The organism is Pseudomonas tumuqii, from assembly GCF_013184545.1.
Lineage (GTDB): Bacteria > Pseudomonadota > Gammaproteobacteria > Pseudomonadales > Pseudomonadaceae > Aquipseudomonas > Aquipseudomonas tumuqii.
Genome location: NZ_JAAOJA010000003.1, coordinates 338,397 through 354,148, shown reverse-complemented (window position 1 = coordinate 354,148; position 15,752 = coordinate 338,397). Strand labels below are relative to the sequence as shown.

Below are 15,752 nucleotides of genomic sequence, written 5' to 3'. Positions count from 1 at the left end.
ATCAGGCAGTTAGCCACCCGCAACCTGCCGCGCAGCAACGACTGCCGGGTGCGCGGCACACTTGCGCAACAGCGCTTCTCCCGTACACTGCGCAAATTCAGATTGCAGGGAGCGCAGCATGCGACTAACACTCGGCTGGACAAGTGCGGTGGTGTGCCTGCTCTGCGCTGGCCCTGGACAGGCGACAACACTGGATGATGACCCGCTGCTCGAGAGTGCGGCAAGCTCCTCCGCCGTGGCCGAACGCAAGGCACGTGGCGTGCTGCGCGCCCGCGATCAGGCCGTGCTATCCAGCGAGCTGGCGGGGCGCATCGTCGAAATGCCCTACACCGACGGTCAGGACTTCAACAAAGGCGAGGTACTGGTACGTTTCGACTGCAGTGCTTATCAGGCCCAATTGAACGCCGCGCAGGCAGCGGTGCGGGCGGCACGCGAAGAGCTCAACCACAACAAGCAACTTGCGGCACTCAACTCGGTTGGCCGCTTCCAGGTGGCGCTGGCCGAGGCCCGTCAGGCCCAAGCCCAGGCCGAGGCCCAGGTCTACCAGGTGCAGGTCAAGCGCTGCAGTGTCGCTGCGCCGTTCAATGGCCGGGTGGTGCAACGCAAGGTGCAACCGCACGAAAGTGTGGCCGGTGGCACGCCACTGCTGGAGATCGTCGACAACCGCACTTTGGAAGTACATCTGCTGGTGCCTTCGAGCTGGCTGGCAGAGCTCAAGCCCGGCCAGCACTTCGAATTCGTCCCGGATGAAACCGGCCAGCCCTTGCAGATCGAAATCAAGCGCCTGGGTGCCCGCATCGATGAAGGCAGCCAGACCCTGCTGCTGATCGGCGCCCTGCCCCAGGACGCTTCCGGCCTGTTGGCCGGCATGAGCGGCAGCGCACGTTTCCTGGAGGCGCCATGACGGCTCAGGTACCAGGCCCTGCCGAACGTGTGTTCGCCCAGTTTCTCGCCCTGCAAAAGCAGGCGCGGGCAGCAGTGGATATCGACAACCTAGCCTACGTGCTGGTCAACGACGCGCAACCGCTGTTTGGCTACCGCCACGCCGCCTTGCTGATCGCCGGTCGGGCGCAGGCAGTGACCGGCATCAGCCAGGTCGAGCCCCACGCGCCCTTCGTCGCCTTTGTCGAGCGTGCGGCCAGCCAGTTGCTGAGCCAAGGCGCATCGGCCAAACCCCAGGTCGTGAACGCCAGCGCGCTGACCGAGCAGACCCGCGCCGACTGGCAGAGTCTGTCCGCCGGAGCGGTTTTCTGGCTGCCGCTGCTCGATCGCCGACACCAACTCTTTGGCGGCTTATGGGTCGCCCGCGAGCAACCCTGGAGCGAGGCCGAACAGGCTCTGCTGATCCAGCTCGGCGACTGCTACAGCCATGCCTGGCTGGCACTGCAGCCACGCAAGCCCTGGCGCCTGCGCTGGCCACGCAAGAAAATTCTCGCCGTTGCGCTTGCCGCCTCGCTGCTGATGCTGCTGCCGGTGCGCCAATCGGTGCTGGCTCCGGCCGAAGTTGTGGCGCTAAACGGCCAGGTGGTGGCCGCGCCGCTGGATGGGGTAATCACCGAGTTCCTGGTCAAGCCCAATCAGCTGGTGAGCAAAGGCGACATCCTGCTGCGCTTCGATGCCACCAGCATCAAGGCCCAGGCCGATGTCGCCGAGCGCAGCCTGAATGTGGCCGAGGCCGAACTCAAGGCCAACGCCCAACGCGCCTTCGCCGATGCCGATTCCAGTGCGCGAATCGACCTGTTCGCCGCCCGTGTCGAGCAGAAGCGCGCCGAGCGCGACTACGCTCGCGAATTGCTGGCGCGCAGCGAAGTGCGCGCCGAACGCGATGGCATCGCGGTGTTTGCCGATGCCCAGCGCTGGACCGGCAAACCGGTGCAAACCGGCGAGCGGCTGATGGAGATCGCCGACCCGAACCAGGCCGAATTGCGCATCGAGTTGGCAGTGGGCGATGCCCTGGACTTCAAAACTGGCAGCGAAGTGGCCCTGTTCCTCGACAGCGACCCGCTGCATCGCCACGCCGCGCGCCTGCAACGCAGCGCTTATGAAGCCCAGCAGACCGCCAGCGGCCAACTGGCCTATCGCCTGGATGCCGAGTTCGCCAGCGCGCCACCACGTATCGGCCTGCGCGGCACCGCAAAACTCTTCGGCGATCGCGGCCCGCTGGCCCTCTATTTATTAAGGCGCCCCCTCGCCGCCTTGCGCCAGACGGTAGGCCTGTAGATGCAACTGCCCTCCCTGCGTGCTGACCTGCAACTGTCCGCTGCCGGCCCGGCACTGGACGGGTCCCCGCAGTGGACATTGGCCGACCCGCTGCGCGGACGTTATTTCAAACTCGGCGCAGCCGCCATGCGCCTGCTGCGGCACTGGCAGCTGGGCGATGCCGAACGGGTGCTGCAGGCCGCCAACCGCGAGCCCGGCATACCGCTCGCCAGTACCGAACTGGAGGAACTGCTGGGTTTTCTCCGCGGTCACGATCTGATCTCGGCCCTGGATGCCGAACAACGTGCCAGCTATGCGCCAAAGGCCGCGCAACAACGCCAAGGCCTGTGGCAGCGCCTGCTGCATCAATACCTGTTCTTCCGCATTCCGCTGTGGCGCCCGGATGCCTTTCTCGATCGTACCTGGCCCTTGCTTGAGCGCCATGGCGCAAAGCTGCTGCGCGTTGGCCTACCCCTGCTGCTCGGCCTCGGCGTGTTTCTCGCCGCCCGCGACTGGGAGCGTTTTATCGCCACCTTTCCTCATCTATTCAGCCTGGGAGGAGCGCTGGCCTTCGCCATAGCGCTGACCTTCGCCAAGCTCTGCCACGAATTCGGCCATGCCTACATGGCCAAACGCGCCGGCTGCCGGGTGCAAAGCATGGGCCTGGCCTTCATGGTGCTGTTCCCGCTGTTCTACACCGATGTCAGCGATGCCTGGCGGGTCAATGATCGCCGTTCGCGCCTGCTGATCGGGGCCGGCGGCATCCTCGCCGAGCTGCTGCTGGCCTGCATCGCCCTGCTCGCCTGGTCCCTCCTGCCGGACGGCCCCGCGCGCACCGCCGCCTTCATGCTGGCCAGCGCCACCTGGATCACCACCCTGCTCATCAACCTCAATCCCTTTCTGCGTTTCGACGGCTACTTTCTGCTCAGCGACCTGTGGGGCGTGGACAATCTGCAGTCACGCGCCTTTGCCCTGTGCCGCTGGCGCATGCGCGAAGCCTTGTTCGGTTACGGCGAACCAGCACCCGAGCCGCTTTCGCCCGGGCTGCAACGACGCTTGCTCCTTTGGGGCTACAGCGCCTGGGTCTGGCGTGCGCTGCTGTTTCTCGGCATCGCCCTGGTCGTCTATCACCTGTTCTTCAAGCTGCTCGGCATCTTTCTGATGCTGGTCGAACTGGTGTGGTTTATTGCCCTGCCAGTGGTGCGCGAGATGCGCCAGTGGTGGCAGCACCGGGCCCTGGCCCACCCAGCGCGACTGCTGCTCGGTGCGTTGCTGCTGATCCTGCCGCTGGCCGTACTGATCCTGCCCTGGCGTGGCGCGGTGCAGGTGCCTGCTCTAATTGAGGCCAGCCGGGTCGCGGCGCTACATGCACCCACCGCCGCCCGCCTCAAGCAGGTGCAGGTCGAAGAGGGGCAGGCGGTGCAAGCCGGACAGGTGCTACTGGAGTTGGAGTCGCCGGACCTGGATTACCGCCAGGCGATTGCACGGCGCGAAATAGAGATCCTGCAGTTGCAGCTCAAGCGTCAGGCCGGGCGCAGCGAGACCGCGGCGGATGTCGGCATTCTCGAACAGCGCCTGGCCCAGGCCCTGGCCGAATACCGCGGCCTGGCCGCCCAGCGCGAACGCCTGCTGTTGCGTGCGCCGTTTGCCGGGGTGGTGCGCGACCTTGCGAACAACCTGCACCCAGGCCGCTGGCTGGCCATGGAGCCGGCCCTGGTGCGGGTGATCGCCGCGGGCGCGCGGCTGCGCGGCTACCTGCCGGAAGGCGATCTGTGGCGGGTCGGGCCCGGCGCGCCGGGCCACTTTATCGCCGACGACCCGGTTCGCGAGCGCCGTGCGGTGCAGTTGCAGAGTATCGCCGCCACCGGTGCGGCCTATCTGGAGCAGGAGGCCCTGGCCTCCGACCGCGGCGGCCCGCTGGCGGTGCGCCGCGACGAAGAGCAGCGCGCGCGGCCGTTGCAGGGGCAATACGCCGTGCACCTGAGCCTGGACGAGCCCTTGGCGGTCACACAGCCCCTGCGTGGGGTAGTCGAGCTGCAGGGGCGGCGCGAGTCGATGCTCGCCGCGGCCTGGCGACGTCTGGCGGCGCTGGGGGTCAGGGAGAGCGGATTCTAGCCGGCCGCTGAATCGAGCACGGGTTGACCAGGACTGTGCGGTTCAGTGCGAGCTTAATGCGCGCTGCAAGCTCGGGCCCAGCAACCTTTCTGTGGCCATCCACTGCAGCAACCGTTTGACATTCTGCGCCACACTCCGGGTGTCGCAGTCGAGTATCAGGGCTGGCGTCTGCGGTGGCTCGTAAGGGGCCGAAACCCCGGTGAAATCAGCGAGTTTCCCGGCCCTGGCCAAGGCGTAGTGGCCCTTGGGGTCGCGTCGCTCGCAGGTGTGTAGCGCGGCCCGACACCACACCTCGCGGTAATCGGCGCCCAGGCGTTCGGCCAGCAACTGCCGGTGACTGGCCAGGGGCGCAATCATGGCCATGGGCACCACCATGCCGGCCTCAACCAGCAGAGCGGCCACTTCGGCGGCGCGGCGCAGATTTTCCTGGCGTTCGCTTTCGGTAAAACCAAGGTCTTGGTTGAGCCCCGCGCGCAGCCGGTCGCCATCGAGCACCAGGCATTGACCACCCAGAGCCAAGAGCCGTGCCTCCAAAGCGTGGGCCAGTGTCGATTTGCCGGCGGCCGGCAAACCGGTCAACAGCAGTGCGACCCCGCGATGATCCTGGCGCGCCTCGCGCTGCTGGCGATCGGGGGGAGTAAGCAATTCATCCAGCGGCATAATCAAGACCTCGAGGGACAGTTGTTCGATGAGTCGATGCGGCCGGGGGCGCTTCTGGTAACACCTATCAATGGCCGGCCCCCGGCGCCCAGCACATTTCTCCCTGTGCACTGGCAGGCGTCGCAGGCCCCAGCAGGATCGAACGATAAAAGAACCGGGCGAGCAGAGACAAGGCGGTGCCAAGATTGCATATGATCTCGACTGTGTCCCGCTCAGGCTTCGCCTGCCCTTCTGTGCTGCTGCAGCGTTCAGGCGATGATAGCGGCATGGTCCTCCGAGGGGCGACGCTTTGCTTGATGGATGCCAAGGCCGTTCAGTGCCGGCCAAGCGCTCGGCCCGAGGACCGGCCTGGCTCAGTATGGTGAACTGCCACCAGTGCTTTTCGACAGCTGCGCCGCGCCTTGCGCCGTGTTGCAGCGACCCGTCAAGAGGCGCGGCTATCTCGCTCTGCACTTCTTGACATTAAGGTCCCGCTCAGTCGCGTGCGGAGAAGATGATTGCCTGGTACCCCAGGGCTGGCTGTCACCACTGGCGCCCACCTGGGGGCCAGCCATGGCCACCGGGTTGGCCAATCCGCCGGATCAGACCAGCGCAGAAGGCGGGTCGCTCACAGGCGAAGCGCCCCGATAATCGAAGGTCTCGCTGGGCATGGGCGTGAGCGACGTGGCTGCACCCGCTACTGGAGAAGTAAAGCCCTGTAGGGGTAGGGATTAGAGTGTTTGGGCACAGCCGCCGGATTTTTAGCGGTGAAAAGGACGCTTTGGAATGATGGCGCTAGGCTAAATACAGATTGCATGGTTTAAATGGTCACTCAGGTGCTTTAACGCTATCGCTCACACAACCGATGCGGAATGAGTACGCATTGCCAAGGCAAGTGCGAGAAGGAGTTTGCATTGTCATCGTTTCATTTTATTTCCGGCCTGCCCCGTGCCGGTTCGACCTTACTCTCGGCGATGCTGCTGCAGAACCCGCGCTTTCATGCCGGCATGAGCAGTCCGGTGGGGGCGCTGTTTTCCAGCATGCTGGGGCAGTTCAGTGCCGGTAGCGAGTTCGGCCCGGTGATCGATCAGGGCACGCGCCGGCGTCTGTTACGGGGGCTGTTCGACAGTTACTACGCCGAGCACCTCGACAACACGCTGGTGTTCGACACCAACCGCATGTGGAGCGCCAAGCTGCCGGCGCTGCTCGACCTGTTTCCCCAAGCCAAGGTCATCGCCTGCGTGCGCAATGTGGCCTGGGTGATGGACAGTCTCGAACGCCTGTACCGGGCCAATCCCTACGAAAACACCAAACTGTTCAACGACGATGCCGAGCGCAACACCGTCTACAGCCGGGTCGAGACCCTGGCCCAGCGCAATCGCCTGGTAGGTTTTGCCTGGGCGGCGCTGAAAGAAGCCTATTACGGCGAGCATGCCGGCTCCCTGCTGCTGGTGGACTATGATCTGCTAGTCCAGGCGCCGGAGAAGGTGCTGCGTCTGGTCTACGATTTTATCGACGAACCTTGGCATCCCCACGATTTCGATAGCCTGAGCTACGACGCCCCCGAGTTCGACCAGGCCTTGGGATTGTCCGGCTTGCACCGCGTACGACCCAAGGTCGGTGCAGAGTTCCGACGAACCATCTTGCCACCGGACCTGTTTGCGCAGTACAGCGACCTGTCGTTCTGGAACGATGGCGCCGGCAGCATGGCCCATGTGATCCGGGCCAGTAACAACTAGCCTGTCAGCGCGCTGCGCTGAAACAACCCAAGAACAACCGTTTCTGCGCCTCGCGCGCGAGCAGTGAGGCAATTCTCATGTGGTGGAGCAAGCGCACTAACCCGTCCCTCTATTCGACCGACAAGGCCCGGTTGTCTCTTCGCTCCCCGCTGATCCAGGTTCTCGAGCCGCGCATGATGTTCGACGGCGCGCTGGCGGTCGAGGCCGCCGCCGCAGCTCAGGCCAGCGATGCGCAGACGCCCAGCCCGACCGAGGCGAGCCAGACTGCGGTCGATACCCCTGCAGAGTCGACCGGTCAGGTCAACACCGGGGATGCCCAGTCGCCGGGCGACGGGGCCGGTGAGGATGCGGCCATGCCCTCGCCTGCCGGCGTCACCGTCATTTTTGTCGACTCGCGCGTACGCGATCCCGACGCGCTCCTGGCGGGACGCGCGGCGGACACCGAACTGGTGATGCTGCAAGCCGGCCAGGACGGTTTGCAGCAAATGGCCGATTACCTGAGCGAGCGCTCGGACATCGCCTCCGTCGTGATCGTCGGTGAAGGCCATGAGGCCAACCTGTGGCTGGGCAGTACCTTTCTTAGCAATGACAGCCTGAGCGGGCATGCCGAGCAACTGGCGCAGATTGGCCAGTCGCTGCGGCCCGATGGCGACATCCTGATTTACTCCTGCAATCTGGCGCAAGGCGGCGCGGGAGAGCAGTTCGTCAACGCGTTCGCGCAATTGACCGGCGCCGACATCGCCGCGTCGAGCAACCGCACCGGCGCCGGTGGCGACTGGCAACTGGAAACCCGCACCGGTACGATCGAAACCGCCGTGCCTTTTGCCAGCGCGGCCTTGGCCGGCTACGACTTCAGCCTGGCCACCTTGACCGTTACCACCAATGCCGACGAGCTGGCCGGTACTACTAACCTCGCGACCGAGACCGGTGACGGTGCCGGGCTGTCGCTGCGCGAGGCGATCGCCGTGGCCACCTCGGACGACACCATCACCTTCAACAGCGACATGACCATCACGCTGACCCAGGGTCAGCTCACGCTCAACAAAAACCTGACGATCGACGGCGATCGGGATGACAACGGTACGGCCGATGTCACAGTCGACGCCAACCACAACAGCCGCGTATTCACCATGAGCACCGGTACCGTGACCCTGGACGGTCTGGTCATCACCAAGGGCCTGGTTTACGGCAATGGCGGCGCCTACAACAGCCTCAATGGTGGTGATGCATTGGGTGCGGGTATCAATATCACCGGCGGTACGCTCACCCTGAAAAACTCATCCATTACCGCCAACAAGGCTGCTGCTGGCGGGGGCAACGGCGGTGGCACTGGTTACGGTTACGGCGGCGGCGGCGGCGGCGGGTTTGGCGGCAAGGGCGGCGGCAATGGCGGCGCCTATTCCGGCAGTTACGCCGGCACCGCGGGCGGCGGCGGTACCGGGGGAAATGGCGGTTTCTACAATCAATCTGCTCAAGCAGGCACGGGTGGCAGCACAGCCGGCGGTGCGGGTGGCACTTCAGTAGGGGGATTTTCGTCCGGTGGCGTGGGTGGTGGCGCAGGCAGTGCTGGCACCGGATTTATTGGCGGCGGCGGCGCCGGTGCAGCGGCATCAGGAGCGGCCGCTACCGGCGCTGGCGGCAATGCCGTGGGCGGCCTCTATATTGCCGCTGGCGCAACGGTTTATATGTCTTCGACCACGGTCACCAATAACTTGGGCGCGGGCGGCGGCGGCTCGGGAAGTGCCAATATTGCCGACAATGCCAATGGTGGTATTGGCGTGGGGGGCATCTGGAACAAAGGAACCTTGCACTACAACAGCGGCAGTGTCGATCTCAGCGGCACCGACAATGCCAACTATGGCGCGGGTGGTGCCAAAGGTGGCAACCAAAATGGGGGCGGAGACACTGCCAGTAACGGTGCAGGCGCTAACACCGGGGGTGAGAACGTGACCACCACCGGTGGTGTGACGGATTCGGCCTGGTCGCCCACCGCTATCACCTCGGCCACCTACGACGCCAGCACCGGCGTGCTGTCCGTCACTGGGGCCGACATGGTCACCGGCGACACCATCGATGTCAGCAAGCTGACGGTGACCGGCCAGGGCGGCGGTACCTATACCCTGACCTCGGGGAGCGTGACGGCCAGCAGCGCCACGGCCTTTTCGGTGACCTTGAACGCCACCGACAAGCTCGCGATCAATGGCCTGCTGAACAAGGCGGGCACCACCGCGGTGGGCGGCACCACGTTCAACCTGGCCGGCGCGGCAGGCTGGGATGCCACCGTCGGTTCGGCCGCCGATCTGACCAGCAATGGCATCACGGTCAGCAACGTCACTTCGCCGACCATCACCAGCGCCACCTACGATTCGGCGACCCATACCCTGTCCGTGACCGGCAGCAACCTGGTCGGCACCCCGGGCGGGAGCAATGACATCACGGTATCCGCCTTGACCCTGACCGGCGAGGGCGGTACGACCTATACCCTGACCAGCTCCTCTGTGGACGTCAGCAGTGCCAGCGCATTCTCGGTCACGCTCAATGCCACCGACCGTGCGGCGGTCGAGCAGATGTTCAACAAGAACGGCAGCAGTTCCACCGGCACCACGACTTACAACCTGGCCGCGGCCGACGACTGGAACAGCGTTATCAATGCCAGCGATATTGCCGATGCCAGCAATGGAGTTACGGTATCCAATGTCCCTGCTCCAGCCATCACCAGCGCCACCTATAACGCCACCACCGGCGTGCTGGTGGTCACCGGCAGCGGCTTTCTCAGCGCGTCGGGCGCTACCAACGACATCATCGCCAACAAGCTCACCCTGACCGGCGAGGGCGGGGCGACCTATACCCTGACCGATTCGTCCAATGTCGAGATCAGCTCTGGCACCAGTTTCAGCCTGACCCTGAGCGCCACGGACAAAGCCGCGCTCAACCAGATCGTCAACAAGAACGGCACCAGCTCCACCGGCGGCACTACCTTCAACCTGGCCGCGGCCGAAGATTGGGCCAGCGGTGCCGATCCGGCCGTGACGGTCGCCGACCCGACCGGCAACGGCGTGACCGTCAGCAACGTCGCGATCCCCAGCATCACCAACGCCACCTACAACGCCGCCACCGGCGTGCTGGTGGTCACCGGCAGCGGTTTCCTCAGCGCGTCGGGCGCCACCAACGACATAGTCGCCAACAAGTTCTCTCTCAGAGGTGAAGGCGGCACGTTCTATGCGCTGACCGACACCGCCAACGTCGAGATCACGTCGGGCACGTCGTTCACCCTGACGCTCAGCGCCACCGACAAGGCCGGCGTCAACCTGATCGTCAACAAGAACGGCGGCCTTTCGACCGACATCTCGAGCTACCGCTTCACAGCGGCAGAAGACTGGGCCGCCGGGGCGAATGCCGCACTGAACGTGGCAGACAGCCTCAGTCCATTCACTGCAAGCAACGTGGCCATCCCCGCGATTACCAGCGCCACCTACGATGCCAGCACCGGCGTCCTGGCCGTCACCGGCACCGGATTCCTGTCCAGGCAGGGCGCCACCAACGACATAGTCGCCAACAAGTTCACCCTGACCGGCGAGGGCGGGGCCACTTATACGCTGACCGACTCGTCCAATGTCGAGCTCAGCTCCGGCACGGCATTCACGCTGACCCTGAGCGCCACCGATCGCGCCGCGATCAACCTGCTCGTCAACAAGAACGGCACCGGCTCGACCGGAGGCACCACCTACAACCTGTCCGCCGCCGAAGACTGGGCCGCCGGTGCGGATGCGACGCTGAACGTGGTCGACGCGACCGGCAACGGCATCACCGCGAGCAATGTCGCCGTCCCGGCCATCACCAGCGCCACCTACGACGCCAGCACCGGCGTCTTGGTGGTGACCGGCAGCGGTTTCCTCTCGGCGAACGGCGCCACCAACGACATAGTCGCCAACAAGTTCACCCTGACTGGCGAGGGCGGCGCGACCCATACACTAACCGATACCAGTAATGTCGAGATCACCTCCGGCACCGCCTTCACCCTGAGCCTGTCGGCCACCGACCGGGCAGCACTCAACCTGATCGCGAACAAGAACGGCACCAGTTCCACCAGCGGCACCACCTTCAACCTGGCCGCGGCCGAGGACTGGGCAGCGGGCGCCGACGCCGCGGTGGTGATCGCCGACCTGACCGGCAACGGCATCACCGTCAGCAACGTGGCGGCGCCGGTTATCACCAGCGCCACTTACGACGCCAGCACTGGCACGGTGGTGGTCAGCGGCAGCGGTTTCCTCTCGGCGAGTGGCGCGAGCAATGACATAGTCGCCAACAAGTTCACCTTCACTGGCGAAGGCGGTGCGACCTACACCCTCACCGATACCAGCAATGTCGAGATCGACTCCGGCACCAGCTTTATACTCACCCTAAACGCGACCGACAAGACGGCGTTGCTGGCGATCATCAACAAGGATGGCACCAGCTCCACGGATGCGACGACTTACAACCTGGCGGCCGCCGAAGACTGGGCCGCAGGCGCCGATGCGGCTATAACCGTGGCTGACCTGACCGGCAACGGCATCACTGTCAGCAATACCAATGCCGCGCCCAGCATCGACAACCTGGCCGGTGATAACCCGAGCTTCACCGAGGGTGGCAGCGCCGTGTTCCTCGACACCGGCACTGCAGTGGTCATAGCCGACAGCGACTCGGCGGATTTCAACGGCGGCAATCTGACTGTGTCGATTACCGCCAACAAGCAAGCCAGTGAGGATGTGTTGGCCATCGATACCACCGGCACGGTGGCACTGTCCGCCGGGATGACCCTGGGCAGCAGCCTGTCCGTCGGCGGTGTAACCATCGGCACCATTGCCGCCGGCGGCACCGGTTCGGGCAGCGACAACCTGATAGTAACGCTCAACAGCAACGCCACAGCCGCCCGGGTGAGCACCTTGGTTCAGGCGCTCACTTACAGCAACAGCAATACCGCCGACCCGAATACCAGCACTCGCACTGTGAGCATCAGTGTCAGTGACGGCGATGGTGCGAGCAGCTCGGTTGACACCACCGTAGGCGTCACTGGGGTGAACGATGCACCGACGCTTTCGGCTACCGGCGGCACCCCGACCTATACCGAGAACGGTGCAGCGGTCGATCTGTTCAGCGGCGTGAGCATCAGCACCATCGAAGCCGGCCAGACCATCACCGGCTTGGCCTTGACGGTCAGCAATCTGGCGGATGGCGCCAGCGAGATAGTCAGCGTCGATGGCACCGACATTACGCTGACCAACGGCACCAGCGGCACCACCACGGGCGGCAACGCCATCGATTACAGCGTCAGCGTGATCGGCAGTACCGCCACCGTCACCCTTAGCGTGGCCGGCGGCTTGAGCACTGCGACGGCGCAGACCCTGGTCGACGCCATGGGCTACCGCAATGCCAGCGAAACCCCCGACACCACCAGCCGCGTGGTGACGCTCACCAGCATCACCGATAACGGCGGCACCAGTAACGGTGGCGTGGACAGCAGCGCCGTATCGATAGCCGCCACCGTTGCGGTGACCAGCGTCAACGATGCGCCGGTCATCACCGCGCCCGGTTCCATCGGCGTGACTGAGGATGTGGCCAGCGCGCTGACCGGGATCAGCTTTGCCGATGTCGATGCAGCTGGCGGCACGGTGACGGTTACCTTCTCGGTCGGCTCGGGAAGCCTCTCCGCCACCAGCGGCGGCAATGTGGCTGTCGCCGGTAGCGGCACCGCCAGCCTGACGCTGACCGGCTCGATTGCCGATATCAACACCTTTATCGCGGCCAGCGGCCTGGGCTTCACCACGGCCGGCAACGCCACCGGCGATGTCACCCTGACGGTCGCTGTCGATGATGGCGGCAATACGGGTACCGACCCGGGCAATAGCGGCACCGGTTCATCCGAAGCGGACTCCACCACCGTTACCCTGAGCGTCACGGCAGTCAACGATGCGCCCGTGGTGAGCGTCCCGGCCAGCATCGGCGTTACTGAAGACACGGCCAGTACTTTGACCGGTATTTCCTTCAGCGATGTCGACGCCGGTGGTGGCAGCGTTATCGCCACTCTGTCGGTCGCCTCGGGAACGCTGGCGGCCACCAGCGGCGGCGGTGTAACCGTTGGCGGCAGCAGCAGTGCCCTGACCCTGACCGGCACCGTTGCCAACGTCAACGCCTTTATCGCGGGCAGCAACCTGACCTATACCACCGCCGCCAATGCCACCACCGACGTGACCCTTACGGTGGCTATCAATGACAGCGGTAATACCGGCTCCGGCGGCGCGCAGAGCGACAGCGATACCACCACCCTGCAGGTGAGCGCGGTTAATGACGCGCCCGTGGTCACGCTACCGGTCTCGATCAGCATCAATGAAGATGTCAGCACTGCCTTGACCGGCATTAGCTTCGCCGACGTGGACGCCGGTAGCAGCTCGGTTACCGCGACCTTCTCGGTGGCCTCGGGCACCTTGAGTGCTACCAGCGCCGCCGGGGTCGTCGTGGCCGGCTCGGGTACCGGTAGCCTGACCCTGTCGGGCAGCATCACCGATCTCAACGCCTTTATCGCTGCCAATGCGCTCAGCTTCCAGACGGCATTGAACTCGACCAGTAATGTGGTGCTTACCGTCAGCATCGATGATGGCGGCAACAGCGGTAGCGGCGGCAACCTCGACGATACCGACACCCTCATGTTGATGGTGACGGCGGTGAATGACGCACCGGTCAACAGCGTGCCCGGCGCCCAGGCGGTCGATCAGGACGCCGCGCTGATCTTCAGCAGCGGCAACGGCAACCTGATTTCCCTCAGCGATGTCGACGCGGGAGGCGGCACGGTGCGAGTGACGCTGACCGGCAGCAACGGCCTGATCACCCTGCCCGACACCACCGGCTTGAGCTTTATCGTTGGCAGCGGCGCCAACGACGGCAGCATGACCTTCGAAGGCAGCATTGCCGACATCAACGCGGCGCTGAATGGGCTTATCTTCTCTCCCACGCCTGGCTACAACGGCGCGGCCAGCCTGCAGATCACCAGCAGCGATCTGGGGCTGAACGGCAGCGGTGGGACTCAGACTGATAGCGACACCATCACCGTTACCGTCAACAGCATCAATCCGGAAATCACCGCGGTCAACGTGACCAATCCGGACGGCGGCTACAAGATCGGCGACAGTATTACGGTCACGATTACCCTCGACCAGGCGGTGACCGTGGATACCGCCGGTGGCTCGCCCACGTTGCTGCTGGAAACCGGCAGCACCGACCGATTGGCCACCTACGTGTCCGGCTCCGGCAGCGACACGCTGACCTTCAGCTACACCGTGCAGGCAGGCGACCTCAGCGCCGATCTCGATTACCAGTCCACCGGCGCCCTGGCCCTGAACGGCGCGACCATTCGCAGCGCCAGCAGCGACGATGCCATCCTCACCCTACCGGCCCTCGGCGGCGCCGATTCCATCGCCGGCCAGCACGACCTGGTCATCGACGGCGTGGCGCCGAGCGTGAGCTCAGTGTCGGTACCGGCCAACGGCACCTATGTCGCCGGGCAGAACCTCGATTTCACCGTCAACTTCAACGATGCGGTGGCGGTCGACAGCTCAGGTGGCACGCCGCGCATCGCCGTCACGCTGGATACTGGCGGCACCGTCTTCGCCGACTACCTGTCCGGTTCCGGCAGCAGCGCTCTGGTCTTCCGTCTGACGGTTGCCAGCGGCCAGCTCGACAGCAACGGCATAGCCCTAGCCGGCAACATCGACAGTAACGGCGGCACCCTGCGCGATGCGGTCGGTAACGACGCCAACAGCACCCTGAACGGCGCCGGCGCCACCAGCGGCGTGCGGGTGGATGCCGTCGATCCGGTGGTGGCCTCGGTCAGCGTGCCGGCAAGCGGCGCCTATAATGCCGGCGATGTGTTGAGCTTTACCGTCAATGCCAGCGAGGCGGTGATCGTCGACACTGCCGGCGGCACGCCACGCCTGGCCTTGGATATCGGCGGCGTAACCCGTTACGCCAGCTATGTCTCCGGCAGCGGCAGCACTGCACTGGTGTTCCAGTACAGCGTGCAGGCCGGCGACACCGACATCGACGGCATCGCACTGGGCGGCAGCCTGGATCTGAATGGCGCCAGCGCCCGTGATGGTGTGGGCAATAACCTGGTGCTGACACTGAATGGCGCCGACAGCAGTGCCGGGGTGATCGTCGACACCACGGCCCCGCTCGCAGAAAATCTGCTACGCCTGGACCCATCACCCACGTCAGCGAACACCGTACGCTTCACCCTCACCTTCAACGAAGCCGTTTCCGGGGTAGACGCCAATGACTTTTCGCTGACCAGCACCGGCAATGCGCTCGGCACTATCCAATCCGTGCAACAGATCGACGGCCGAACCTACCAGATCACCGTCGGCGATATTGCCGGCAATGGTTCACTGGGCATCAGCTTGAATGCCACTGGCAGCGGTATTGCCGATGCTGCCGGCAACGCATTGACCACCAGCATTATCGGGGAGGATTATCTGCTCGCCAGCACGACTGGCGATCCAGAATTCCAGTCCTATCCACCCGTCACTTTCGTGCTGCCGCCGAGCCCACCGCTATCACCTGTGCCTCCGCCGCTGCCGCCACCCCTGACAGATTTGCCTTTGCTGCCTACCCCGCTGTTCGAACAGCCGACCCTGGGCAGCGGTATTCCTACACTAGGCAACATCTTCATCAATAACGGCGCACTGGCTCCAAGCTTCCTCGCCCAGGTCTTCGCCAGCAGTGATCCGAGCGGGGGCGACGGATCTGGGGCCGGTTTCCTCGGCTTCGGCGGTGGTGATGGCGGCGTGTTCGGCGCCAGCACCCTGTCGAATATCTTCGGTATCGACTCGCTACCCGAATCGACCCCGCTGGATATTTTCGATGACAGACAATGGAACGAGAATGCCGAGCAAGCTCCGCACGGCGTACTTGGCGCACCCACGTTAGGCCAGCAACTCCATGAAATGCGCACTACCGAGCAGCGCCAGTTGCGTGAACTGGCCCTGGCACTTGGCCAGTTCGAGGGCGCTAAGCCACAAGCCTGAG

The 15,752-nt window shown here is 64.7% G+C and carries 6 protein-coding genes; 5 read left to right on the top strand and 1 reads right to left on the bottom strand.

Annotation, left to right across the window (positions count from 1 at the left end; translation table 11 throughout):
• Window positions 1–118: 118 nt before the first annotated feature.
• From G9C89_RS08130 to G9C89_RS08120, 3 genes are read left to right on the top strand one after another with little or no spacing between them, the layout of a single operon-like run.
• The gene (locus tag G9C89_RS08130) at window positions 119–904 is read left to right on the top strand and encodes an efflux RND transporter periplasmic adaptor subunit (protein WP_172147259.1); all 786 of its coding nucleotides are present in this window, start codon (window positions 119–121) and stop codon (window positions 902–904) included.
• Window positions 901–2,220 (top strand): efflux RND transporter periplasmic adaptor subunit, encoded by a 1,320-nt coding sequence (locus G9C89_RS08125; RefSeq protein ID WP_172147256.1) that lies wholly within the window; start codon window positions 901–903, stop codon window positions 2,218–2,220. The genes G9C89_RS08130 and G9C89_RS08125 overlap by 4 nt, the downstream gene beginning before the upstream one ends.
• Window positions 2,221–4,314, top strand: coding sequence for a biotin/lipoyl-binding protein (locus tag G9C89_RS08120; RefSeq protein ID WP_172147253.1), 2,094 nt, complete (start codon window positions 2,221–2,223; stop codon window positions 4,312–4,314). It abuts the gene before it with no gap.
• Between the two features lie 42 nt (window positions 4,315–4,356).
• On the opposite strand, the gene cysC is transcribed toward G9C89_RS08120, so the two are convergent.
• Window positions 4,357–4,974, bottom strand: a complete 618-nt coding sequence (cysC, locus tag G9C89_RS08115; protein ID WP_172147250.1) for an adenylyl-sulfate kinase — start codon at window positions 4,972–4,974, stop codon at window positions 4,357–4,359.
• A gap of 893 nt (window positions 4,975–5,867) precedes the next feature.
• On the opposite strand from cysC, the gene G9C89_RS08110 reads away from it, so the two are divergent.
• Together G9C89_RS08110 and G9C89_RS08105 are read left to right on the top strand one after the other, a co-directional pair.
• Entirely contained in the window at window positions 5,868–6,692 is an 825-nt protein-coding gene (locus G9C89_RS08110; protein ID WP_172147247.1) for a sulfotransferase, read from the top strand.
• Window positions 6,693–6,769: 77 nt separating this feature from the next.
• Window positions 6,770–15,751, top strand: a complete 8,982-nt coding sequence (locus tag G9C89_RS08105; protein WP_172147244.1) for a DUF4347 domain-containing protein — start codon at window positions 6,770–6,772, stop codon at window positions 15,749–15,751.
• Window position 15,752 lies beyond the last annotated feature (1 nt).